This window comes from Rhodococcus sp. NPDC003382 (genome assembly GCF_053589135.1).
In genome coordinates this window covers 1-23571 of sequence record NZ_JBSFRH010000010.1, presented here as the reverse complement: position 1 = coordinate 23571, position 23571 = coordinate 1, and the positions used below count along the sequence as shown (strand labels likewise).

Genomic DNA, 23571 nt, shown 5'->3' with positions numbered 1-23571 from the left:
TTGGACAGCGCGGCAGCGACGCCCGACGAAAGTAGGTGCCCCATGACGCAACCCTCCGGTGGGCACGCAGCCAAGGTCATCGCCGTGACGGTCGCCGCGGCCGTCGGCGGATTCCTGTTCGGCTTCGACAGTTCGGTCATCAACGGGGCGGTCGACTCGATCCAGGAGAACTTCGGTCTCGGCGACTTCTTCACCGGTTTCGCCGTCGCCATCGCCCTGCTCGGTTGCGCCGTCGGCGCCTGGTTCGCCGGGGAACTCGCCGACCGATGGGGCCGCAAGAAGGTGATGCTGCTCGGCTCCGCACTGTTCGTGATCTCGTCGGTCGGCTCCGGGTACGCGTTCAGTGTTCCGGATCTGATGCTATGGCGTGTGATCGGCGGCCTCGGCATCGGCATCGCGTCGGTGATCGCACCGACCTACATCTCCGAGATCGCACCGGCCCGCTATCGCGGCGCGCTCGCCTCGCTGCAGCAGCTCGCCATCACCATCGGCATCTTCGCGGCCCTGCTGTCGGATGCGGTGTTGCAGAACGCCGCCGGCGGCCCGTCGAACGATCTGTGGTGGGGCCTCGAGGCGTGGCGCTGGATGTTCCTCGTCGGCGTGGTTCCCGCTCTCGTGTACGGCATTCTGGCGCTGATGATTCCGGAGTCACCGCGCTTTCTCGTCGGCAAGAACCTGGACCAGGAGGCCGCGGACATCCTCGCGAACATCACCGGCGAGCTCCGGCCGAACGAACGCGTGCACGAGATCCGGCTGACGCTCCGGCGCGAATCGACGCGCTCGTTCGGGGACATCCGCGGTCCGCGGTTCGGCCTGCAGCCGCTGGTGTGGATCGGCATCATCATGGCGATCTTCCAGCAGTTCGTCGGCATCAACGCGATCTTCTACTACTCGACCACACTGTGGAAGTCGGTGGGGTTCAGCGAGAACCAATCCTTCACCACCTCGGTGATCACGTCGGTGATCAACGTGGCGATGACATTCGTGGCGATCCTGTTCGTGGACCGAATCGGACGACGGATCCTGCTCATGATCGGCTCGATCGGGATGTTCGTGAGCCTGGTGCTCGCGGCCGTCGCCTTCTCGCAGGCGATCGGCGAAGGCGAGAACGTCGAGCTGCCCAGCCCGTGGGGTCCGGTCGCGCTCGTGGGCGCCAACATGTTCGTGGTGTTCTTCGCCGCGACATGGGGCCCGATCATGTGGGTGATGCTCGGCGAGATGTTCCCCAACCGGATGCGCGCCGTCGCTCTGGGTTTGAGCACGGCCGCGAACTGGCTGGCGAATTTCACTGTCACCCTGGCGTTCCCGCCTCTGACGGGCACGGTCGGGTTGTGGTTCCTCTACAGCCTGTTCGCGTTCTTCGCGCTGCTGTCGTTCTTCTTCGTGAAGGCGAAGATCCCGGAGACGAAGGGCATGGAACTCGAGGAGATGCACACCTGACGCAGCACTGCGCGACGGGTCGGCAGCCCCCCCGCGCTCGTGCGTGGTTCCGGTAGCGCCCGCTACCGAAAACACGCACGAGCGGTGGCGTTTTCGGAGGCGGCGGAGCAGTGGGTCAGCCGACGCCGCGGTTGCGTTCCTCGACCGATTCCGCCGCGTCGGCGGAGTCGAGTCCCGCGACCCATCCGGTGATGCGACGGGCCACGTCCTGCGCGGTCAACCCGAGTTCCTGGTGGATCTGACTGCGCGAGGCGTGCTCGAGGAACCGTTGCGGCACACCCAGTTCGCGGGTGGGCACGTCGACGTCGGCGTCGCTGAGCGCAGCCGCGACCGCGGATCCGACACCTCCGTGCACGCCGCTGTCCTCCACGGTCACCACGACCCGGAAATTGCGGGCGAGTTCGGTCACCGCGGCCGGGACCGGCAGCACCCACCGCGGGTCGACGACCGCGGCGGTGATGCCCTGCTGCGCGAGGCGTTCGGCGGTGTCGAGCGCCAGACCGGCGAACGCGCCGACGGCAACGAGCAGCACGTCGCCGCTGCGCCCGTCCGGCATCCGCAGCACGTCGACGGTTCCGTCGAGACGTTCGAGCGCCGGAATGTCCTCGCCCACCGCTCCTTTCGGGAACCGCAGAGCAGTCGGGCCGTCGTCGACCGCGAGCGCCTCGCCGAGTTCCTCGCGCAGGGTCGCGCCGTCACGCGGTGCGGCCACGCGGATGCCGGGCACGATTCCCAGCAGCGAGAAGTCCCACATGCCGTTGTGGCTGGCGCCGTCGGAGCCGGTGATACCCGCCCGGTCGAGCACGAGGGTGACCGGCAGCTTGTGCAGGGCCACGTCCATGAGCAACTGGTCGAACGCGCGGTTGAGGAACGTCGAGTACACCGCGACCACCGGGTGCAGGCCGCCCAGCGCCAGGCCCGCCGCGGAGGTGACCGCATGCTGCTCGGCGATGCCGACGTCGAACATCCGGTCCGGGAACCGTTCGCCGAACTTGGCAAGCCCGGTCGGCCCGGCCATCGCGGCGGTGATCGCCACGATGTCGGCGCGATCCTGTGCCTGCGCGATGAGTTCGTCGGAGAACACCGACGTCCAGTCCGGCACCGACGCCGAGGACGTGGACCGGCCGGTGCGGGGATCCATGACGCCGGTCGCGTGCATCTGGTCGGCCAGGTGGTTCTCGGCCGGAGCGTAGCCGGCGCCCTTCCGGGTGACCGCGTGCACGAGGACCGGTCCGCCGTACGCCTTGGCGCGGCGCAGGGCCCCCTCGAGGGCGGGTTCGTCGTGCCCGTCGACGGGACCGAGGTACTTGATGCCCAGATCCGTGAACATCACCTGCGGGCTGATCGCATCCTTGATGCCGGCCTTCATCCCGTGCAGCACCGAGTAGGCGGCCGGACCGACCCACGGCAGCTTCTTCACGAAGCGCCGGCCGTTGTCGAGAAGTTTCTCGTAGCCCGGCTGCATCCGCAGTGCCGCCAGGTGGTCGGCGAGACCCCCGATGGTCGGCGCATAGGAGCGTCCGTTGTCGTTGACGACGATGACCACCGACCGGTCCTTACCGGCGGCGATGTTGTTGAGCGCTTCCCAGCACATGCCACCGGTGAGGGCGCCGTCGCCGACGACCGCGACGACCGTGCGGTCGCGCTGCCCGGTGAGCGCGTACGCCTTGGCCAGGCCGTCCGCGTAGGACAGGGCCGCCGACGCGTGCGAGGACTCGATCCAGTCGTGCTCGCTCTCGGCGCGGCAGGGATAACCGGACAGGCCACCCTTCTGGCGCAGCGTGTCGAAGCTGTCGGCGCGACCGGTGAGGATCTTGTGGACGTAGGCCTGGTGGCCGGTGTCGAAGAGGATCGGGTCGTGCGGCGAATCGAAGGTGCGGTGCAGGGCGAGGGTCAGTTCGACGACACCGAGGTTCGGGCCGAGGTGACCACCGGTCGCGGAAACCTTCTCGACGAGGAACCGCCGGATCTCACCGGCGAGCTCCTTGACCTCGGCAGGCGTGAGCCGCCGCACGTCGTCGGGCGACTGGATGCGGGAAAGGACACCCAACTGGTTTTGCTCCCTCCGGCTCGACTCACGCGGTGGCGCGCGAGCAGTTCCACTCAGTCTACGGAGCGCAGGAAGCACTTCCGCCCACGCACCGGCCTCACGGCGGGTCTCACATGAGGTTATGACCTCACCGGCGGACCATCGTGATGTTCCTCACAGAAAGGCCCCGATCGTTCACCCGCTCCGCACAGACCGAACGCCGTGCACCAGGGGTACACGGCGTTCGATGCGATTGTCGTGACGGCGGATCAGGACACCGAGACGGGTTCCTTCTCCTCCGGCACCATGTCGATGGTGGTGCGCAGCTGCCGCTTCGGGATGAGGACCACCGCGACGAGGGTCACGACCGCGAACGCAGCGGCGACCAGGAACAGCAGACCGGTGGCGTCGCCGTAGGCGCCGCGGATGATCGCCGCGACCGGCTCCGGCAGAGCGCCCAGGTCGAGGTTGCCGCCGCCGGCGCCCGAACCGGTCTCGATGCCCATCTTCGCGAAGCCCTCGGCCGACAGGGTGGCGACCCGGCTGGCCAGAATGGAGCCGAGGACGGACACGCCGATCGCCCCGCCGAAGGTGCGGAAGAACGCGACCGAGCTGCTGGCCGCACCGATGTTGCGGACGCTGACCGTGTTCTGCACCGCGAGCACCAGGTTCTGCATGAGCATGCCGGTGCCGAGGCCGACGATCGCGATGTACACCCCGATCAGCCACAGCGACGTGGTGTGATCGATCGTGCCCAGGAGCGCGAATCCGGCGAACTGCAGGACGGCACCGCCGATGAGGAAGGCCTTCCACTCACCGAAGCGGGTGATCAGCTGGCCGGAGACGACCGACGAGACGAGCGTGCCCGCGACCATCGGGATGGTCAGGATGCCTGCCTCGGTGGGGCTGAAGCCGCGCGCGGTCTGGAAGTACTGGCCGAGGAAGGTGGTGGCGCCGAACAGGCCGATACCGACGGCGACGGAGGCGATGATCGCCAGTCCGGTGGTGCGCTCGGTGATGATCTTCAGCGGGACGACCGGATCGGCGACCTTGGACTCGACGATCACGGTGGCGACGAGCAGCGCGACGCCGACGATCACGTACAGGGCCGATTCGGTGGAGAACCACTCGAAGCCCGAGCCCGCGAACGAGACCCACACCAGCAGCACGCTGACACCGGCGGTGAGCAGGGTCGCGCCGAGCCAGTCGATGCGCACGTCGCTCTTGCGTTCCGTGGTGATGTGCAGGGTGCGCTGCAGCAGCACCAGGGAAATCACCGCGATCGGCACGCACACGTAGAAGCACCAGCGCCAGCCGAGGGGGCTGTCGACGATGACGCCGCCGAGGATCGGACCGCCGGACATCGCCACCGCCATGACGGCGCCCATGTAGCCGGAGTACCGGCCGCGGTTGCGCGGCGGGATGATCGTGCCGATGATCGCGACGACGAGCGCGGTCAGACCGCCCATACCCAGACCCTGGACGACGCGGGCGGCGAGCAGCACCGGCACGTTGTGGGCGACACCGGCGAGAAGCGAACCGGCGACGAAGATGACGATCGCGGACTGCACGAGCGTCTTCTTGTTGAACAGGTCGGCGAGCTTCCCCCAGATCGGGGTGCTGGCGGCGTTCGCGAGCAGGGCGGTGGTTATGACCCACGCGTACTGGGTCTGGCTGCCCTGCAGGTCACCGATGATGGTGGGCAGCGCCGTCGCGACGATGGTGCTGCTGAGCAGCGCGGTGAACAGCGCGGCGAGAAGTCCGGCGAGGGCTTCGAGGATCTCCCGGTGTGTCATCGAGTCACCCGGGTGTGTCCCCGGTGCTCCGTGTGTCGTTTGCGTCATCAGGCGGTCCTTCGTGCGTTATCGGTGAGAACGGGTGCGAGCGTGTCGTTGAGGCGGCCGAGCACCCGCAGCGCGTCGTCCATTTCGGTTTCGTCCCAGCCGGCGAGTGCGTCCTTCAGGCGCGCGGCGCGGCGGTCCCGGACCCCGCGCAGCAGCTCGACACCGGTGTCGGACACCCTCACTCGGTGGGCGCGTTTGTCGTCCGGGTCGGGATGCCGGTCGATGTAGCCCCGCTCGACGAGCTCCCCGATCTGGCGGCTCAAGGCGGACTGGCTCACACACATCTCGCTGGCGAGTTCGTTCTGCCGGCATTCGCCGGTGCGCCACAAGAGGAAGAGAACCCCCACCAACGCGGCGGGCAGCGCTTCCTCGTCGATCTGCGACAGTGCGGTCCGGACCGTGCGGCCGAGCATGAAGATCACGTCGACCAGGGCGCTTGCCGTGTCCGTGGGAACCGCCATCCGCCTACTCCGTTCGAATCAATTGCTTGCGTCATGCAACTATACGTTAGTTGATTGCTGCAAGCAATTAGCCCTAAAACGGACGAATCCCGGCACGGGCCCACCGTGCCGGGATTGTCGACGACGGTCAGCGCGTGAACAGCGCCAGGCACTCCACGTGGTGCGTCGACGGGAACGCCGCGAACACCCGCAGATCGGCGAGTTCGAAACCGTGCGATCGATACAGCCCCACGTCCCGACCGAACGACGCGGCATCGCATCCGATGTGCACGATCCGCTGCGGCTCCGCCGCGGTGATCGTCTCGATCACCTCGCGGCCCGCGCCCGCGCGCGGCGGATCCAGCACCACCACTTCGGGACGCGGCAGCTCCGCGGCCACCCGTTCGACCCGCCCGTGGTGGAACCGCACCTGCGGCAGGTCCGCGAGGGCGAGAGCGCCGTCGTCGATCGCACTGCGCGACAACTCGACCGACTCGACCCGGCCTCCCTCACCGACCTGGGCGGCCAACGCGGCCGCGAACACCCCGACCCCGCCGTACAGATCCCAGGCCGTCGCCCCCGCGGAGGCATCGGCCCACTCCCCCACGACCCGCGAATAGGTCGCGGCGGCGCCGCGGTGCGCCTGCCAGAATCCGGTCGCGGAGAGCCTCCATTCCCGCGTCCCGACCCGTTCGACCGGACGGCCCGAACCCTCCATCACCTTCTCCGCGCGCGGCGCACTCGCCGCCGCGCGCCGCGCCGACGCACCCCGGCGACCGGGACTACGGCGACCGGTCCGCGACACGTGGGGCGGCGCGATCTCCACGACGTGCCGCTCGCCGTCCGCGTCCAGCACCACCTGCAGTTCGGCACCGGGCTGCCACACCCGGTCGGTCAGCCCGACGTACGCGCGCGCCTCGATCTGAGGGCACGCCAGGTCCGTCTCCACGTCGTGACTGTGGTGCCGGCGGAAGCCCGGGTTTCCGACCCGGTCGACGGCCAGGCGCACCCGGGTCCGCCATCGGGTGCCGTCCGGCTCGCCGCCGGGGAGCAGTTCGACCTCGACCGGCCGGTCGATCCCGCCGAGCCGACGCAACTGTTCCGCCACCACCGCGGCGCCGATGCGCTGTTGCGCGGGCACGCTCGCGTGGGACAGGTCGCAGCAGCCGGCGCCGCCCGGCCCCGAGATCGGGCACACCGGGTGCACCCGGTCGGGCGAGGCCTCCAGGATCTGCACCGCGTCGGCGAAACAGTAGGCCCCACCGCGATCCTCGGTGACGAGCGCAATCACCCGTTCGCCGGGCAACCCGTGCCGGACGAATACCACCCGCCCCTCGTAGCGCGCGACGGTCGAGCCGCCGTGGGCGGGGTTGCCGAGGATCACCTCGATCCGGCGACCCGACCAATCCGTCGGCGGGACCTGCCGTTCGTGCCGGCTCACCGTTGTTCCTCCTGATCGTCGAGTCCGCGCCGTACCGCACCGGGCGCCGCGTCGATTCGTTCCTTGCGTACATCAGCCGACGAGTGCAGCTGCCAGGGCACGCTCGTGACCATCACCCCGGGCTGGAACAGCAGCCTGCTCTTCAGGCGCAGCGCGCTCTGATTGTGCAGAATCTGCTCCCACCAGTGCCCGACCACGTATTCCGGAATGAACACGGTCACCACGTCGCGCGGCGAATCGCGGCGCACCCGCTTGACGTATTCGAGGACCGGGCGCGTGATCTCCCGGTAGGGCGATTCGACGACCTTGAGCGGCACGGTGATGTCGCTGCTCTCCCACTGCCGCACCAGCTGGCGGGTGTCCGCGTCGTCGACGTTGACGGTGACCGCTTCGAGCGTGTCCGGGCGGGTCGCCCGCGCGTACGCGAGGGCGCGCATCGTCGGATGGTGCATCTTCGAGACGAGAACGATCGAGTGCGTGCGACTGGGCAGCACACCGTCCCATTCGGTGCCCTCGAGTTCCGCGGCGACGCTGTCGTAGTGCCGGCGAATCGCCTTCATCAGCCCGAAGATCGCGATCATCGTGACGATCGCGATCCACGCGCCCGCAACGAACTTCGTGATGAGCACGATGACCAGCACGGTCGCGGTCATGACGAGGCCGATCGTGTTGACCACGCGCGACCGGATCATGCGGCGGCGCTGGTTCGGATCGGTCTCCGTCGCCAGGTGCCGGGTCCAGTGCCGGATCATGCCGGTCTGGCTCAGGGTGAACGACACGAACACCCCGACGATGTAGAGCTGGATGAGGTGGGTGACCTCGGCGCCGAACACCCACACGAACACGATCGCGACACCCGACAGGAACAGGATGCCGTTGCTGAACGCGAGGCGATCGCCACGGGTGTGCAGCTGGCGTGGCAGATACCGGTCCTGGGCCAGCACCGACGCGAGCACCGGGAACCCGTTGAACGCCGTGTTGGCGGCGAGCACCAGGATCAGGGCGGTGACGATCGTGATCAGGTAGAAGCCGAGTGGGAAGTCGTCGAACACGGTTTCCGCGAGCTGCGCGATCAGTGTCTTCTGGTGGTATCCCTCCGGGGCGCCCTGCAGCTGGGTCGCCGGGTCCTCGGCGATCACGACACCGATCTTCTCGGCGAGCACGATGATACCCAGCAGCAGCGTGATCGCGATGCCGCCCAGCATCAGCAGGGTCGTCGCCGCGTTGCGCGACTTGGGCTTCCGGAACGCCGGCACGCCGTTGCTGATGGCCTCGACACCGGTCAGGGCGGCACAACCCGAGGAGAAGGCCCGGGCGAGGAGGAACGCGAACGCGATCGCCGTCAGGTTCGACTGTTCGGCCGTCAGCTCGAACCCCGCCGATTCAGCCTGCAGGTCCTCCCCCAGCACGAAGATGCGGGTCAGGCCCCAGACCAGCATGACCAGCACACCGAACATGAATGCGTAAGTGGGGATGGCGAAGGCGGTCCCGGCCTCCCGCAGACCCCGCAGATTCACGGCGGTGAGGATCGCGATGGCGATGATCGCGAAGAGCACCTTGTGCTGCGCGACGAACGGCACCGCCGAGCCGATGTTCGCCGCGGCCGACGAGATCGACACCGCGACGGTGAGCACGTAGTCGACCATGAGGGCGCTGCCGACGGTCAGGCCGGCGGTTGGACCGAGATTGGTGGTCGCGACCTCGTAGTCGCCACCCCCGGACGGATAGGCGTGCACGTTCTGCCGATAGCTGGCCACGACGACGGCCAGCACGATCGCGACCATCACCCCGATCCACGGCGCGAACACGAAGGCCGACATGCCGGCGACCGAAAGGACCAGGAAGATCTCCTCGGGCGCGTACGCCACCGAGGACAATGCGTCCGATGCGAAGACCGGCAAGGCGATCCGCTTCGGCAACAGGGTGTGGCCGAGCGTGTCGCTACGGAACGGCCTACCCAACAACAACCGCTTCGTGGCGGTCGAAAGCTTGGACACTCGCAAAGCCTAAGCCGTCGCACGTCCGATGGACCCCCGACCCGCTCCCCTGTCCGATATGGCCGAATTGTGGAGCCTGGATGCTGGTTGCACGCGCGATCGCCGCACGGGGCGGTACGGTTTCGGTTCGGCAACCCGGCGACCGCCGGACAATGGACGTTGCCGGTCGGGCGTAGCAGCGGAACGGAGATCGAGCGTGTTCGTGGTGGTGATGGGGTGCGGTCGAGTGGGATCGTCGCTGGCCGCAGCACTCGTCCGTCTCGGGAACGAGGTCGCGGTCATCGACCGCGACCCCAGCGCCTTCCTGCGCCTCGGTCCGGACTTTCCCGGACAGACGATCGTCGGCATGGGATTCGACCGGGATGTGCTCGTGCGAGCCGGAATCGAGCGCGCCGACGCCTTCGCCGCGGTGTCGTCGGGTGACAATTCCAACATCATCTCCGCGCGTGTGGCGCGCGAGACATTCGGAATCGAGCGGGTCGTCGCCCGCATCTACGACGCCAAGCGCGCCGCGGTCTACGAGCGGCTCGGCATCCCGACCGTCGCGACCGTCCCGTGGACCACGGACCGCTTCCTGCATGCGCTCGTCCGCGACGCCGAGACCACCCGCTGGCGCGACCCGACGGGGACGGTCGCGGTCGCGGAGGTGAGCCTCCACGAGGACTGGATCGGCCGTAACGTCACGGAACTCGAGGACGCGACACAGTCTCGGGTCGCGTTCATCATCCGCTTCGGTGCCGGGCTGCTGCCCGACCGCAAGACGGTGCTGCAGGCCGACGACCAGGTGTACATCGCGGCGGTGTCGGGCACCGTCGCCGAGGCGCTCGCGCTGGCCGCGAACCCGCCCGCCGAGAACGACTGAGAGGACCACGCAGATGAAGGTGGCGATCGCCGGTGCGGGCGCCGTCGGGCGCTCGATCGCGCGCGAACTCATCCGCAACAAGCACGAGGTCATGCTGCTCGAACGCAAACTCGAGCATGTCGAACCCGAATCGGTACCGGACGCCAAGTGGGTGCACGCCGACGCGTGCGAGCTGAGTCTGCTCGAAGCGGCCGAACTCCAGAACTACGACGTGGTCATCGCCGCCACCGGCGACGACAAGACCAATCTCGTGCTCAGCCTGCTCGCGACCACCGAATTCGCCGTGTCGCGGGTGGTGGCGCGCGTCAACGACCCCCGCAACGAATGGTTGTTCGACGAGTCGTGGGGCGTCGACGTCGCGGTGTCCACGCCGCGGATGCTCGCCGCCCTCGTCGAGGAAGCGGTCTCGGTCGGCGACCTGGTTCGCCTGATGACGCTGCGCAAGGGCGCCAACCTCGTCGAGATCACACTGCCCGACACGACAGCACTCGCCGGCAAGCCGGTCCGGAAGCTGGCTCTGCCGCGCGACGCGGCGCTCGTGACGATCCTGCGGGGCGATCGGGTGATCGTGCCGCAGCCCGACGATCCGCTCGAGGGTGGCGACGAACTGCTGTTCGTCGCGTCCGTCGAGGTCGAACAGGAACTGCGCGAGGCGATCGGGCTCTAGGAGTACCGGTTCCGGTCAGTTGTCGTCGCGGCGCGTCTCGCCGCCCGGCAGCGAGGCGTCCTCGCCCTCGTCGGTGACGGCCGGTTCGACGATGCGATCGGCACGACGCACCGCCCACAGCGTCACCAGCAGCACGACCGCGGTGAGCGGCCAGCCCATGCCGATGCGGGCGACCGCGAGCCAGCCCGTGCGGTCGGCATCGTAGAGGTGGTTCTGCACCAGGTACCGGGCCAGGAAGACCAGCGTCCACGCCACGGTCGCGAGGTCGTAGGCACGCACCGCGTCCCGGTGGGCACGCCACCCGGTGCCCTGGCCGTTGAGCATTCCCCAGATCACGCCGACGAGCGGATAGCGCACCAGCACCGACGCCAGGAAGACCGCGCCGTACGCGAGACTGCTGTAGATCCCGAACAGGAAGTAGCCCTTGGCGTCACCCGTCCGGTGGGCGATGAACGCGCACACCGCCACCCCGATGAACCCCGAGATCGCCGGCTGGATGGGGGTGCGCTGCGCCAGCCGCCACACCAGAACGGCGGTCGCGACGGCGATCGCCGCCCAGATCGCCGCGGTCAGACCCCAGAGGCTGTTGACCGGGACGAAAACCAGGACCGGCAATGTCGAGGACACCAACCCGCTGAATCCACCGAGTTGCTCGAGTACCGTCGGCTGCTTGCTGTCGCTCACTCCTACGAGGGTGCCACAACGGGGCACCGGCACCTTCCGCTCAGGGGGGTGATGATCACGAGCACGCGCGGGCGGATCCCACCGGCCACGCGCCGTCGCCGGGGGCCGGCGACCGAGGATCAGACTCGTTCGCGCAGCTCGTAGTAGGGGTTGTAGATGATCTTCGCGCCGTCGCGTTCTCCGAGGCGGCCGCGGACCAGGATCGTCTTGCCCGGTTCGATGCCCGGGATGCGGCGGCGTCCGATCCACGAGAGCACGACCGAGTCGGTGCCGTCGAACAGTTCTGCCTCGACCGTCGCACTGGCCGCCTTCGAACAGGTCTCGACGCTGCGCAGACGCCCGAACATCGTCACTTCCTCGCCTCGCGTGCATTCGGCGGCCTTGCGGGCTCCGGTCGCCTGGGACGACTCCGCGATCTCCTCGGCGTCGATGCTCTCGATGTCCTCGGTCAACCGGCGGGTCAGTCGGCGGAAGTAACCGGTGGCGGGTGCCATAACAGCGCTCCTGAAACGGGTGCGGCATGGATCGCATTCCGCACATAGGGGTCTCTGACGGCCACTGTAGACCGAATCGAGACCTACAACCACATCCGGTGCGGCACCCTCGATTCGCGTTCGGCACTATCTACGCATGGCCGATGCCGATCCCACTGTGTTCCCCACGCAGGACCTACCTCAAACCGCCGGTGACCTGCCGTTGACCGCGGTCGTCCTGCCCGGAACCGGCTCCGACGCGCAGTTCGCCGACGCCGCGTTCCGGGCCCCGCTCGAGCGTCGCGGCATCCGCGTCGTCGCCGTGGACCCGGACCCGCGGCGCGTCGTCGGCAGCTACCTCGACGCCCTCGACCGTGAGGCCCGCACGGGCGCGATCCTCGCGGGCGGGGTGTCGATCGGCGCTGCAGTGGCCCTGCACTGGGCGGCGCAGCACCCGTCCGATGCAGTCGGGGTCCTGGCGGCGCTTCCGGCGTGGACCGGCTCCCCGGAGAAGGCGCCCGCCGCAGCCAGTGCCCGGTGGACGGCGCACGAGTTGCGTACGCACGGGCTCGAGCCTGTGGTCGCGGCGATGGTCGAATCGAGCCCGGAATGGCTGGGCCGGGAGCTGTCGCGGTCCTGGCGTGCCCAGTGGCCGGACCTGCCGTCCGCGCTCGAGGAGGCCGCGGCCTTCCACGCACTCGACGCGGAGGCTCTCGCGGGCGTGAGGGTGCCGGTCGGGATCACCGCCGCCGTCGACGACGCGGTCCACCCGCTCGCCGTCGCGCAGGAATGGGCCGCTCTGCTGCCCTGCGCCGCTCTGACGACCGTCACCCTCGCCGAGGTCGGTGCAGATCCGGCGATTCTCGGGGCGGGCTGCCTGGCCGTGTGGGAGCGTGTAACCGCGTGACGAACACCCGCGATACCTCCGGCATGTCATTGACATCACAAGTGCAGCCGATCGACGCTGCCTACGTACTGGAAGCCGATCGAGGTCACCACCTCGATCCGCTCAACTTCTGGGTCTTCGACTCCGGGGCCGGGACACCCCCGACCGCCGCGGAGATCACCGAGCACTTCCGCCGGCGTGCACCGATCTACGCGGAGCTGAACCGGCGCTTCGTCGCTGTTCCCGGGCATCTCGACCATGCGTACTGGGTGGCCGACGATCTGCCGGTCGAAGAGCGGATCGTGCACGACGCGCGGGTGGGACTGGACTGGCCGGCGCTGCTCGACGTTCTCGAGGACCTGGCTGCCGCCTCCCTCGACGCGCGGGAGACCGCCTGGCGGCTCGACATCTTCCACGGCGTCCGCGACGCTCCGGGCGCGACGGGCCCCGCGACGGTCGTGGTGTTCCGCGGAAACCACTCCCTGATCTCGGGACCGATCGTCCATCCCCTGTGGGAAGCCTTCTACGGCCAGGGCACCGAACCGGTGCACTTTCCCGGCCTGGGACCGGTGGAGCCGCGCCTCAATCCCGTGCTCGCGGCGGCGCGGGGGCTCGCGCGTGCCCCTCGCGCGACGATCCGTTACGTCCGTACGATCCGCGCCGCGGTGCGGGACGCCAAGCAGGCGCGGGCGGCCGGAGCCGCCGGATCGGCGCCCGCACCGGAGCTCACCTCGACCCGGCTCAACCGAGATCCCGGTGACCGTCGGACGCTGCTGGTGCTGCGGCTGGGACGGGTCGGTTCGCTGCCCCGGAACGTCACGGTGACCGCGCTCGCGCTCACCACCATCTCGCTGGCCCTGCAGCGCTATCTCACCGATACGGAGGGCCGGTGCCCACAGGATCTGACCGCGTTCGTCACCCTCGCGGTGGGGGCGGCGCCGGAGTCGCTCGGGATCAACCGAATCGGCTGGACGAACGTCCTACTGCACCCGGGCATCGACGCAATCCCGGAGCGTGCCGCCGCGGTCCAGGCGTCGCTGATCGAGAGTAGAGAGACGGCGACGGCGGCCTCCCTGCGCCGGCTGACCGACGCCGCCTCGATTCCGTCGTTCGTGCTGCCGAGGGAACTCGCCGCGAGCCGACGTCGGCTGGACGCACGCCCGGCCCCGCGCATGCACACCGCGCTCACCAGCATCCGGGTGAAGAACACCACGCCGTGGGCGCTGGCCGGGCGTCCACTCCTGTTCGGTGCGGGTTGCCCACCGTTGACATCGGAGGCAACGCTCATCCACGGGCTGTTCGGCCTCGGAGACGACCTCACCCTGACGGTGATCACCTCACCGGACGTGATGCCGGACGCGCAGCGCTACGCCACGCTGCTCGAGGAGGCCTTCGCCGATGTCCTGGAGGAGGTCAGGCCGGGAGTGTGAGGCCGCGGCCGTGAACCCGGGCGATGAACCCGGCGGATGCGCAAGCGCGGATCCGGCCGGGTTCAGAAGCCGAGCTGCTGCATGGCCGAGCCGGACTCACCCCGTCGCGGTCGCGGCGGTTGCGGCGCGGGTGTCCGAGGCGGGGTCAGCGGGGCTCCCGGCTGCCGGCCGGGGATCTGCTGCCCACCCGGCTGCGGTGGCATCTGTCCCTGCTGAAGCCGCTGCTGCTGGGCCTGCTGCTGGGCCTGCTGTTGCTGCTGGGCGGCCGCAGCGAGCTGCTCGGCCAGCACCTTCGGAAGCACAACCGGGAGCGGCGTGCGTACCGGATGCGGATCGGTGCCGCGGCGGACGACGGTGTCGGCGACGACCGCCCGCGCGATTTCCACCAGCGGTGCGTTCGCGGCGACCGCACCGGACGGTCCCGCCACTACACAGCGGATCATCCAGCGGTACCCGTCCACGCCGATGAACCGCAGGTCGGCGTTCGGGGTGACGCCGTGCAGTTCACGACCCCAGGGGCCGTCCTCGATGCTCACGGTCGCATTGTCGTTGCGCAGTGTGTCTGCGAGCTCGCCGGCGACTTCGCGCCACTGGCCGGGCGACTTGGGTGCCGCGTAGGCCGTCACAGTGATCCGGCCGTACTGGGTCACCAGGTGCACGGCCTGCGGTGCGCCGTTCTGCGCCATCTCGACCTGGATCTGCCCGCCCGGCGGAATGGGCACGAGAACCGAACCGAGGTCGAGCCGGGTCGTGCCGATCGCGTCCTCACCGATGTCGTCGATGTCGAACGGACCGGTTCCCGGTGCGGGCGGATCACCGCCGGCCTCGTCGTCGTGCTCGTCGTAGTCGTAGGCGGCGTCGTCGACGTAGGTGGACTCGGCGCGGTTCTTCTTACGGCGTCCGAACATGTCACATACCTTCCTTGACGAGCCCGGCGTGCCCGCCGCTCGATCCGTATCCGCCCGCGCCGCGAGTCGTTCCGTCGAGTTCGTCGACCTCCACGAAATCCACGAGCTCGACCTTCTGGACGACGAGTTGCGCGATGCGATCGCCGCGCCGCAGTTCGATCGGCTGTTCCGGATCGTGGTTGATCAGGCAGACCTTGATCTCGCCGCGATAGCCGGCGTCGATGGTGCCGGGGGTGTTCACGACGGACAGGCCGAACTTCGCAGCCAGGCCGGACCGCGGGTGGATCAGCCCGACGGTGCCGATCGGCAGCGCCACCGCGATGCCGGTTCCGACCAGCACCCGCCTGCCCGGTTCGATGGTCACGTCGGAGGTGGTGCACAGGTCGACGCCGGCGTCACCGGCGTGGGCCCGACGCGGCACGGGGATTCCCGGGTCGAGACGGCGAAGCGGGATGGCTGGTAGCTCGGTCACGTGGACCGAGACTACCCGTGCAGGCGACTACTCTGAACGACGTGTCTGAATCATCTCGTCCCGGGGCCGCCGCCCGCAGCGCGACCGGTTCCCCGGCCTACTCCGAACGTCTGTGGGTGCCTCTGTGGTGGTGGCCCCTCGGCTTCGGTGTGGCCGCCTTGCTCGCCGCCGAGCTGAACATGGCAGCTCGCGCCCTGCCGGATTGGCTGCCCTACGTGGTCCTGCTGATCGTTCCGGTGTGGATCCTGTGGTGGCTGTCCCGGAAGGAGATCCGGGTGGTCGGCGGTGAGCTCGTCGTCGACCGCGCTCACCTGCCGATCGACGTGATCGCCCGCGGTGTCGTCGTTCCCGCCAGCGCGAAGAGTGCAGCCATGGGCCGGCAGCTCGATCCGGCCGCCTACGTCTCCCATCGGCCGTGGGTGGGCACGATGGCGCTGGTCGTCCTGAACGATCCGGACGATCCGACACCCTATTGGCTGGTCAGCACAAGGCGGCCAGCAGAACTGCTGGCCGCCTTGGGATGTGCGGACACCTCGAAGAGCTGACACGGCCACGTTCTCTCCGGGGACCGCGGGGCCGTGTCTCCCGCTGTCCCCGGCGCAGCCGTCAGGCCGCGCAGTCCCGGCAGATCAGGACGCCGTTCTCCTCGCTCGCGAGCCGGCTCCGGTGGTGAACCAGGAAACAGCTCGAGCAGGTGAACTCGTCGGCCTGCTTCGGAACGACCCGGACCGACAGTTCCTCACCGGAGAGGTCTGCTCCGGGAAGTTCGAACGATTCGGCCGTATCCGATTCGTCGACGTCTACGACCGCGGACTGCGCCTCGTTGCGTCGCGCCTTCAGTTCCTCGAGTGAATCCTCCGACACCTCGTCGCTGTCGGTTCGCCTCGGTGCGTCGTAGTCAGTCGCCATATCCTCTTACCTCTAGTCCTCGTGCCGATGCTCTTCCGGCGAGCCCTGTTGGTGCTCTCCGGCCAGGGCAACGCCCGACTGTCACGGGAAGTTCCCGCTGGTGGTGTCCCGGTCTCGGACATACCCGGGGCTTCCGTTTCCGAACCCTTGTGGCCGCCTCCCTCGACGACCGGGCCGCCGAACAATAGCCGACGGAGAGGCGAATTTCTCAACCGTTTCGGGCGTGTGCGCGAATTGACGATCAATTGTCATCAACACCACAGCAACTTGAGACATTCCTGGGGCCGACCGCCTCCTCGTGACACGCGGGTGCGACCTCTACAGTGATGTCCGCACCCCACACAGAACGACGAGAGGCAGGGCGGCGTGGTTTCCCTGATCACCGAGGGCAGCGCGACGGACAAGCGCGGCCGGCCCTTCGTCCGGCGACGCACGGCCCCGGTCGCCGTCCTGTTCGCGATCCTGGCGGCGATCACGATGGTGGTCTGGATCTCGGTGTTCTCGTCGTCGGAGCCGGACACGACGACGGTCGCGTGCAATGCCCCGCCGACCGCGGCGACCGAACCGGGCGGGCCCGAGCCGGCGCCGCTCGGGGAGGTCGTGAGCCGCTCGACGCTGCTCGACGTGGAACCCGCCCCGGTGGCCGCGACCCGGGTGCGCGTGTTCAACGCCAACGGCGAACGTGGTCAGGCCACGCACGTCGCGGCCCAGCTCGGTGACTACGGCTTCGCGAGCGCTCCCGACGTGCAGGCCGGCAACGACCCGGTCTACGTCGATCAGAACATGCAGTGCCACGGTCAGATCCGGTTCGGTCCCGACGGGCTCGCCGCCGCCAGCACCGTCTGGCTGGTCGCGCCGTGTGCCGAACTGATCCAGGACACCCGCACCGACGACACCGTCGACCTGGCGCTGGGCACCTACTCGCGCGAGATCTCCCCCAACGCCGACGCCGAGGAGGTCCTGCAGGCACTGCGGGAGGCGCCGGTCGACGGGCAGACCGCTCCGCTGGACATCGATCTGCTCGCCGCCGCACGCACGGCACGCTGCTGAGCGCTACCCCCGCCGGGACGTGATCGGAGCGTCGGCTCCGATCTCGGTCAGCATGGCCAGGAACTCCTCGGCGATGCCCGGAGCGGCCGCCACGGTGAGTTCCCCGTCGGTACCGAACCCGGCGGGCAGCCGGAGCGACGCTCCCGCCTCCGCAGCGACGAGCGCACCGGCCGCCCAGTCCCACGGATTCAGCCCGTGCTCGTAGTGGGCGTCGAGCCGGCCCGCCGCGACCATGCACAGGTCGAGCGCGGCGGCGCCGATCCTCCGGATGTCGCGCACCCGTGGCAGCAACTCGGCGACGAGCCGGCCCTGGTGGGCCCTGCGGTCGGCGTCGTAGGAGAACCCCGTCGCCACGAGGGCCAGCCGCACGTCGGTGACCGGCGTGCAGCGCAGGGTCGTGACGATGCCGTCCGCGGTGGTCAGCGTGGCTCCGCCACCGGCCGCCGCCGAGTACGTGTCGCCCGTGGTCACGTCGACGACCGCCCCGGCGACCGAACGTCCGTCGATCTGCGCGGCCACCGACACCGCGAACGCCGGGATCCCGTACAGGAAGTTCACCGTGCCGTCGACGGGGTCGACGACCCACCGCACGCGGAACTCGCCCGTCGCGGCATCGCCGCCGCCTTCCTCACCCAGGAATCCGTCGCCCGGGCGCAGCTGCGTCAGCCGTCGGCGGATCAGATCCTCGCTCTCGGTGTCCGCGATCGTGACGGGATCGGTGATCGTCGACTTCGTCCGGACCGCACCGGCCTCGGCGGCGGGATCCGACCCGAACAGTTCGCGTCGGCGGGCACGGACGTGGGTGGCGGCTTCCACCGCCACCGCCACCGCCACCGCGCGCAGCGCCTCGTGATCGCCGGAGTCGGCCGCCTCGGTGACATCGGGGACGCGGACCGCGTCGGTGACATCGGAGCCGCGGAGGGCGTCCGGTGGCTGGAATTCGCTCACCCGCCCATCCGAACACACGCCACGCCCGCACACCACCCACGGCCCGGCCCGGTTCGCACTAATGTGACGGCACGAGCGACGCCCATCCACACACGACAGGGAGCACGAGGATGACGCAGGAAACCCGCCCCGACGCGGCGAATCTCGGTTTCGGCATCGACATCGGCGGCAGCGGCGTCAAGGGCGGCGTCGTCGACCTGTCCACCGGACAGCTGGTGGGCGAGCGCATCAAGATCCTCACTCCCCAGCCGGCGACACCCGCCGCCATCGCCGGCACGGTCACCGAGATCGTCGCCGAGGCCGGATGGCAGGGCCCTGTCGGTCTGACCCTTCCGAGCGTGGTGCGGGGCGGCGTCGCCCTGACGGCCGCGAACATCGATCCGTCCTGGATCGGGACCGACGCGCGTGCGCTGTTCTCGAAGGCACTCGGCGGGCGCGAGGTGACGGTCCTCAACGATGCGGACGCGGCCGGTATCGCCGAGGACCGGTTCGGGGCGGCGAAGAACGTGAAGGGTGTCGTGATCCTGCTGACGTTCGGCACCGGCATCGGTTCGGCGGTGCTCAACCACGGGGTGCTGCTCCCGAACACCGAATTCGGTCACATGGAGATCGACGGCAAGGAAGCCGAGCATCGCGCGTCGTCGAAGGTGAAGGAGGACCGGGACTGGTCCTACAAGCGATGGTCCGAGGAGGTTTCCCGGGTGCTGTCGCGGTTCGAGGCGCTGCTGTGGCCGGATCTGTTCGTCGCCGGCGGCGGCATCAGCCGCAAGAGCGACAAGTGGATTCCGTTGCTGACGAACACCACGCCCGTCGTACCGGCCGAACTCCGCAACACCGCAGGCATCGCCGGAGCCGCATACGCTGCGGAAACAGGCGTCACTCCCTGAGTCCGCCACATCGATCGTCACGACGATCGTTACAATGGTGCACAGCCGGCCGTGAACCGGTCCGATCCCGACAGACCTCTCCGCCGGAGCTACTCTGGCGCGACGCCGCACTACCTCGTCACGAAAGGGCGTACGTGGCAGCCACCGACATCCACACCGCTGATTCTTCCGCCGAATCGGCACCCGTCTCGGACGCCGCGGGCGCCGCCGCGGACCCCGCGACCGGTACCGCACCCGCCACGAAGCGGCCGGCGAAGAAGGCCGCAGCCAAGAAGGCCCCCGCGAAGAAGGCCGCAGCCAAGAAGGCCCCCGCCAAGAAGGCCGCGAAGAAGACCACCGCGAAGAAGGCCGCTGCCAAGAAGGCGACGAAGGCGGCCGGCGAAGAGGACTTCGACGGCGACGACACCGACCTCGAAGATCTCGACATCGGCGAGGACGACCTCGAGGGTGCCGAGGAGATCGTCGTCGAGGACGAGGACACCGACACCGACGAGCCCAGCGAGAAGGACAAGGCGTCCGGCGACTTCGTGTGGGACGAGGAGGAGTCCGAGGCCCTGCGGCAGGCCCGCAAGGATGCCGAGCTCACCGCGTCCGCCGACTCGGTTCGCGCCTACCTCAAGCAGATCGGCAAGGTCGCGCTGCTCAACGCCGAGGAGGAGGTCGAGCTCGCCAAGCGCATCGAGGCCGGCCTGTACGCGACCTACCGGATGCAGGAGCTCGCCGCGAAGGGTGAGAAGCTGCCGGTCGCTCAGCGCCGGGACATGAACTGGATCTGCCGCGACGGCAACCGCGCGAAGAACCATCTGCTCGAGGCGAACCTGCGCCTCGTCGTCTCGCTCGCGAAGCGCTACACCGGCCGCGGCATGGCGTTCCTGGATCTCATCCAGGAGGGCAACCTCGGTCTGATCCGTGCCGTCGAGAAGTTCGACTACACCAAGGGCTACAAGTTCTCCACGTACGCGACGTGGTGGATCCGTCAGGCCATCACCCGCGCGATGGCCGACCAGGCCCGCACCATCCGTATTCCGGTGCACATGGTCGAGGTCATCAACAAGCTCGGCCGTATCCAGCGTGAGCTGCTCCAGGATCTGGGTCGCGAACCCACGCCGGAGGAGCTCGCCAAGGAAATGGACATCACGCCGGAGAAGGTGCTGGAGATCCAGCAGTACGCGCGTGAACCCATCTCGCTCGACCAGACGATCGGCGACGAGGGCGACAGCCAGCTCGGCGACTTCATCGAGGACTCCGAGGCCGTCGTGGCGGTCGACGCCGTGTCCTTCACGCTGCTGCAGGATCAGCTGCAGTCGGTGCTCGAGACGCTGTCCGAGCGCGAGGCCGGCGTCGTGCGGCTGCGGTTCGGCCTCACCGACGGCCAGCCTCGTACGCTCGACGAGATCGGTCAGGTCTACGGCGTGACGCGTGAACGCATCCGCCAGATCGAGTCGAAGACGATGTCGAAGCTGCGGCACCCGTCCCGCTCGCAGGTGCTGCGCGACTACCTCGACTAGAGCACCCATCTCGGAATGCAGTCAGGGCCACCCTTCCGGGTGGCCCTGACTGCGTTCGGAGGTGGTCAGAGAAGATCCGGCTCGGGACCGGGCGTTTGGGCCGGCTGCCCGGATCGGCGGCTCGCCACGGCGCGCATCACGGGTTCGACGACGCGGGCCGCGACCGGGCCGAGCACCGCGGTGATCATCACGTAGGCGGACGCGATCGCCGCGAGTTTGTTGTCGACGTGACCGGACGCGACGCCCAGTCCCGCGATCACGATGGAGAACTCACCGCGGGCGATGAGCGCGGCACCCGCGCGGGCACGGCCCATGACAGCGATGCTGTGCTGCCGTGCGGCGATCCACCCGGTCGCGAGCTTCGTCAGCGACGTGACGACGGCCAGCAGCACCGCCCACCCGAGGACCGGCGGAATCGCCGTCGGGTCGGTGTTGAGGCCGAAGAACACGAAGAAGATCGCGGCGAACAGATCACGCAACGGCTCGAGCACCCGCGACGCGTTGTGCGCCGTCGACCCGGAGATGGCGATACCCAGCAGGAACGCACCCACTGCGGCCGAAACCTGCAGCGCCGAGGCGATACCCGCGACGAGCAGCGCCGCGCCGAGCAGTTTCAGCAGCAGGGTTTCCCGGTCCGGACTGTCGAGAACGAGCGAGACGTAGCGGCCGTACTTCAGCACCAGGACCAGCACGACGGTGACCAGCCCGAGCGAGATCGCGACGGCTTCGAGTCCGCCGAGCAGACTCACCCCGGCCAGGATCGCGGTGAGGATCGGCAGGTACACGGCCATGGCGAGATCCTCGAAGACGAGGATGGACAGCACGATCGGGGTTTCCCGGTTACCGAGCCGGCCGAGGTCGTCGAGGACCTTCGCGATGATGCCGGACGAGGAGATGTAGGTGACGCCGGCGAGCACGAACGCGCCGATCGGACCCAGTCCGAGCATGAGCGCGAGGACTGCGCCCGGGGTCGCGTTGAGGACGAGATCGATGATTCCGGCCGTGCGCGACCGGCGAAGTCCCGTGACCAGTTCGCTGGCGGTGTATTCGAGCCCCAGCAGCAGCAACAGCAGTACCACGCCGATTTCGCTGGCGAGGTGGCTGAACTCGCTGATGTCGCCGAGCTGGATGAACCCGCCGTTGCCGAAGCACAGGCCACCGATGAGATAGAACGGGATCGGCGACATGCCGAACCTGGCTGCGACACGCCCCAGGACCCCGAGCGCGAAGAAGACCGCACCCAGTTCGATGAGTGCGAGAGTCGTCGAATTCATGCGTGCGGGTCAGCCGTTCCGCAGGATCTTGGCCGCGGCGTCGAGGCCGTCCGCGGTGCCCACTGCGACGAGGATGTCACCTCCGGTGAGGATGAAGTCCGGTTTCGGGGAGGGCGCGACCTGTCCCGCGCGCATCACCGCGACGACCGAGACGCCGGTCCGGGTGCGCAACGCGGTGTCGCCCAGGACCGCGCCGTCGAAACGCGAGCCTTCGTGGACGTGGAGCTGGCGGGTGATGATCCCCGGCAGGTCCCGGTGGTCCTCTTCGAGCTGGGCGACGAGTTGCGGTGCGCCGAGCAGGTTGCTCAGCGTCGCCGCCTCCTCGACGGTCATCGGAAGGGAGGCGGCGCATGCGTCCGGGTCGTCGGCCTTGGAGATGATCAGGTCGGAATGGCCGTCCCGGTGGGTGATGACCCCGATCCGGCGTCCCGATGCCAGCTCGAAATCCTTGCGTACTCCAATGCCTGGTAGCGGCGTCACGTCGACGTTCATTCCGCAAGGGTAGGACTGCCCCGCGACAGCTCGCAGTCAGGGCTCACCTCTGCCCCGGATCGAGCGGTTCCGCGCGAGCGGTTTCGGGGACGGCGCGGCTCACAGGGCCGCGAATCGCCCGTCCTCACCCGGCTCGTACGGGGTCACGTCCACGACCGCTCCGACCGGCAGCGGACCGTACAGATGCGGAAAGCGCATCGATTCGGGATCGCCGGGCACACCGGGCTCGTACTGCACCGGATCGGACAGCCGTTCCGGTGCGACGTGGAGCAGGACCAGGTCGCGACGCCCGGAGAACAACCGGTTCGCCGGCAGGTGCACCTGCTCCGGTGTGGACAGATGCACGAAGCCCACCGACTCCAGCGAATCCGGGGCCACGACCCCGTCCCGCTGCGCGGCAGACCACTCGTCCCGGCTGCAGATGTGCAGCAGATTCCCGGTCACCGGCACTCCTTCCGCTGCGCTGTGAGCGAACAAACACTCGGCATATATGTCCACGTCCTGGGCTTTTGCAGCCGTTCACGTGAAACGCGCCACCATCGTGCGCCCAGGGGAACAACACATGAACGCGCATCGTCTGACAGAGTAGATCTACCGCGCCACCCCGGCGCGGCGGACCAGACCCCAGGCGACCGACTCAGTGGTGGCCAGTTTGGAGGAGTCATGCCCGGTACCTTGACCAGCCCGAAGTTGACCGCTGCCGACCGGTGCGACCGGTGCAGTGCCGCCGCTCGCGTCCGCGCCGTTCTGGCCACCGGTGGTGAGCTGTTGTTCTGCGGACACCACGCCAAGGAACACACCGACCGCCTCCGCGAGATGGGTGCCACGATCGTCACCGAGGACGACGCCACCGCAACCGTCTGATCCGCCGTCCGGAGCCGCAGGCTCGGACCCGACCCCCGAAGCGGGCGCCCACACCGTGGGCGCCCG

23 protein-coding genes and 1 pseudogene are annotated in these 23571 nt (G+C 68.9%); 10 read left to right on the top strand and 14 right to left on the bottom strand.

What is annotated here, in order from left to right; translation table 11 throughout:
- Entirely contained in the window at window positions 1-1440 is a 1440-nt protein-coding gene (locus ACWDUD_RS09425; RefSeq protein WP_269437615.1) for a sugar porter family MFS transporter, read from the top strand.
- Between the two features lie 115 nt (window positions 1441-1555).
- Here the strand turns inward: ACWDUD_RS09425 and dxs are convergent, their stop codons facing one another.
- The 5 genes from dxs to ACWDUD_RS09400 form a co-directional block, all read right to left on the bottom strand.
- Complete coding sequence (gene dxs, locus ACWDUD_RS09420) at window positions 1556-3490, bottom strand: 1-deoxy-D-xylulose-5-phosphate synthase (RefSeq protein WP_450109143.1); 1935 nt, start codon at window positions 3488-3490, stop codon at window positions 1556-1558.
- 248 nt (window positions 3491-3738) lie between these two features.
- On the bottom strand, window positions 3739-5313 hold the full coding sequence (locus ACWDUD_RS09415; protein WP_450109142.1) for an MDR family MFS transporter: 1575 nt from the start codon (window positions 5311-5313) through the stop codon (window positions 3739-3741).
- Window positions 5313-5774, bottom strand: coding sequence for a MarR family winged helix-turn-helix transcriptional regulator (locus ACWDUD_RS09410; protein ID WP_450109141.1), 462 nt, complete (start codon window positions 5772-5774; stop codon window positions 5313-5315). The genes ACWDUD_RS09415 and ACWDUD_RS09410 overlap by 1 nt, the downstream gene beginning before the upstream one ends.
- Window positions 5775-5901: 127 nt before the next feature.
- Window positions 5902-7194, bottom strand: a complete 1293-nt coding sequence (locus tag ACWDUD_RS09405; RefSeq protein ID WP_450109140.1) for a class I SAM-dependent RNA methyltransferase — start codon at window positions 7192-7194, stop codon at window positions 5902-5904.
- Window positions 7191-9191, bottom strand: coding sequence for an APC family permease (locus ACWDUD_RS09400; protein ID WP_450109139.1), 2001 nt, complete (start codon window positions 9189-9191; stop codon window positions 7191-7193). The genes ACWDUD_RS09405 and ACWDUD_RS09400 overlap by 4 nt, the downstream gene beginning before the upstream one ends.
- Window positions 9192-9219: 28 nt before the next feature.
- Here ACWDUD_RS09400 and ACWDUD_RS09395 point away from each other — a divergent pair.
- Together ACWDUD_RS09395 and ACWDUD_RS09390 are read left to right on the top strand one after the other, a co-directional pair.
- A pseudogene (locus ACWDUD_RS09395) lies at window positions 9220-10011 on the top strand (NAD-binding protein); the annotation flags it as partial.
- A complete protein-coding gene (locus ACWDUD_RS09390) occupies window positions 9926-10720 on the top strand; it encodes a potassium channel family protein (RefSeq protein ID WP_450109138.1) in 795 nt (264 codons plus the stop codon). The pseudogene ACWDUD_RS09395 and the gene ACWDUD_RS09390, both read left to right, overlap by 86 nt.
- A gap of 15 nt (window positions 10721-10735) precedes the next feature.
- Here ACWDUD_RS09390 and ACWDUD_RS09385 read toward each other — a convergent pair whose 3' ends face one another.
- Window positions 10736-11404, bottom strand: coding sequence for a DUF3159 domain-containing protein (locus ACWDUD_RS09385; RefSeq protein ID WP_450109137.1), 669 nt, complete (start codon window positions 11402-11404; stop codon window positions 10736-10738).
- A gap of 119 nt (window positions 11405-11523) precedes the next feature.
- Window positions 11524-11898, bottom strand: coding sequence for an OB-fold nucleic acid binding domain-containing protein (locus ACWDUD_RS09380; protein WP_197252645.1), 375 nt, complete (start codon window positions 11896-11898; stop codon window positions 11524-11526).
- A gap of 136 nt (window positions 11899-12034) precedes the next feature.
- Between ACWDUD_RS09380 and ACWDUD_RS09375 the strand changes: the two genes are divergently transcribed.
- Complete coding sequence (locus ACWDUD_RS09375; RefSeq protein ID WP_450109136.1) at window positions 12035-12784, top strand: alpha/beta fold hydrolase; 750 nt, start codon at window positions 12035-12037, stop codon at window positions 12782-12784.
- 23 nt (window positions 12785-12807) lie between these two features.
- On the top strand, window positions 12808-14193 hold the full coding sequence (locus ACWDUD_RS09370; protein ID WP_450109135.1) for a wax ester/triacylglycerol synthase domain-containing protein: 1386 nt from the start codon (window positions 12808-12810) through the stop codon (window positions 14191-14193).
- Window positions 14194-14255: 62 nt separating this feature from the next.
- On the opposite strand, the gene ACWDUD_RS09365 is transcribed toward ACWDUD_RS09370, so the two are convergent.
- Window positions 14256-15101, bottom strand: coding sequence for a DUF3710 domain-containing protein (locus tag ACWDUD_RS09365; protein WP_450109134.1), 846 nt, complete (start codon window positions 15099-15101; stop codon window positions 14256-14258).
- Window position 15102: 1 nt separating this feature from the next.
- Window positions 15103-15573 carry a dUTP diphosphatase gene (gene dut, locus ACWDUD_RS09360; RefSeq protein WP_197252642.1) on the bottom strand — a complete coding sequence of 157 codons (471 nt, stop codon included), beginning with the start codon at window positions 15571-15573 and terminating at the stop codon, window positions 15103-15105.
- Between the two features lie 41 nt (window positions 15574-15614).
- Here dut and ACWDUD_RS09355 point away from each other — a divergent pair, with 41 nt between their 5' ends.
- On the top strand, window positions 15615-16118 hold the full coding sequence (locus tag ACWDUD_RS09355; RefSeq protein WP_248675125.1) for a DUF3093 domain-containing protein: 504 nt from the start codon (window positions 15615-15617) through the stop codon (window positions 16116-16118).
- A gap of 61 nt (window positions 16119-16179) precedes the next feature.
- On the opposite strand, the gene ACWDUD_RS09350 is transcribed toward ACWDUD_RS09355, so the two are convergent.
- Complete coding sequence (locus ACWDUD_RS09350; RefSeq protein WP_068162126.1) at window positions 16180-16482, bottom strand: DUF4193 domain-containing protein; 303 nt, start codon at window positions 16480-16482, stop codon at window positions 16180-16182.
- A 366-nt stretch (window positions 16483-16848) separates the two neighbouring features.
- Between ACWDUD_RS09350 and cei the strand changes: the two genes are divergently transcribed.
- Window positions 16849-17532, top strand: a complete 684-nt coding sequence (gene cei, locus ACWDUD_RS09345) for an envelope integrity protein Cei (protein ID WP_197252641.1) — start codon at window positions 16849-16851, stop codon at window positions 17530-17532.
- 3 nt (window positions 17533-17535) lie between these two features.
- Here the strand turns inward: cei and ACWDUD_RS09340 are convergent, their stop codons facing one another.
- A complete protein-coding gene (locus tag ACWDUD_RS09340; protein ID WP_197252650.1) occupies window positions 17536-18375 on the bottom strand; it encodes an inositol monophosphatase family protein in 840 nt (279 codons plus the stop codon).
- Between the two features lie 215 nt (window positions 18376-18590).
- On the opposite strand from ACWDUD_RS09340, the gene ppgK reads away from it, so the two are divergent.
- Window positions 18591-19367 carry a polyphosphate--glucose phosphotransferase gene (gene ppgK / locus ACWDUD_RS09335; RefSeq protein ID WP_450109133.1) on the top strand — a complete coding sequence of 259 codons (777 nt, stop codon included), beginning with the start codon at window positions 18591-18593 and terminating at the stop codon, window positions 19365-19367.
- Between the two features lie 134 nt (window positions 19368-19501).
- Entirely contained in the window at window positions 19502-20875 is a 1374-nt protein-coding gene (locus ACWDUD_RS09330; protein WP_197256681.1) for an RNA polymerase sigma factor, read from the top strand.
- Between the two features lie 65 nt (window positions 20876-20940).
- On the opposite strand, the gene ACWDUD_RS09325 is transcribed toward ACWDUD_RS09330, so the two are convergent.
- From ACWDUD_RS09325 to ACWDUD_RS09315, 3 genes are all read right to left on the bottom strand, one after another.
- On the bottom strand, window positions 20941-22149 hold the full coding sequence (locus ACWDUD_RS09325) for a cation:proton antiporter (RefSeq protein WP_450109132.1): 1209 nt from the start codon (window positions 22147-22149) through the stop codon (window positions 20941-20943).
- A 9-nt stretch (window positions 22150-22158) separates the two neighbouring features.
- Entirely contained in the window at window positions 22159-22641 is a 483-nt protein-coding gene (locus ACWDUD_RS09320) for a cation:proton antiporter regulatory subunit (protein WP_450109131.1), read from the bottom strand.
- A gap of 99 nt (window positions 22642-22740) precedes the next feature.
- On the bottom strand, window positions 22741-23085 hold the full coding sequence (locus ACWDUD_RS09315; RefSeq protein ID WP_450109130.1) for a DUF952 domain-containing protein: 345 nt from the start codon (window positions 23083-23085) through the stop codon (window positions 22741-22743).
- A gap of 219 nt (window positions 23086-23304) precedes the next feature.
- Here ACWDUD_RS09315 and ACWDUD_RS09310 point away from each other — a divergent pair, with 219 nt between their 5' ends.
- Entirely contained in the window at window positions 23305-23505 is a 201-nt protein-coding gene (locus ACWDUD_RS09310; protein WP_197256691.1) for a DUF7455 domain-containing protein, read from the top strand.
- Window positions 23506-23571: the final 66 nt, after the last annotated feature.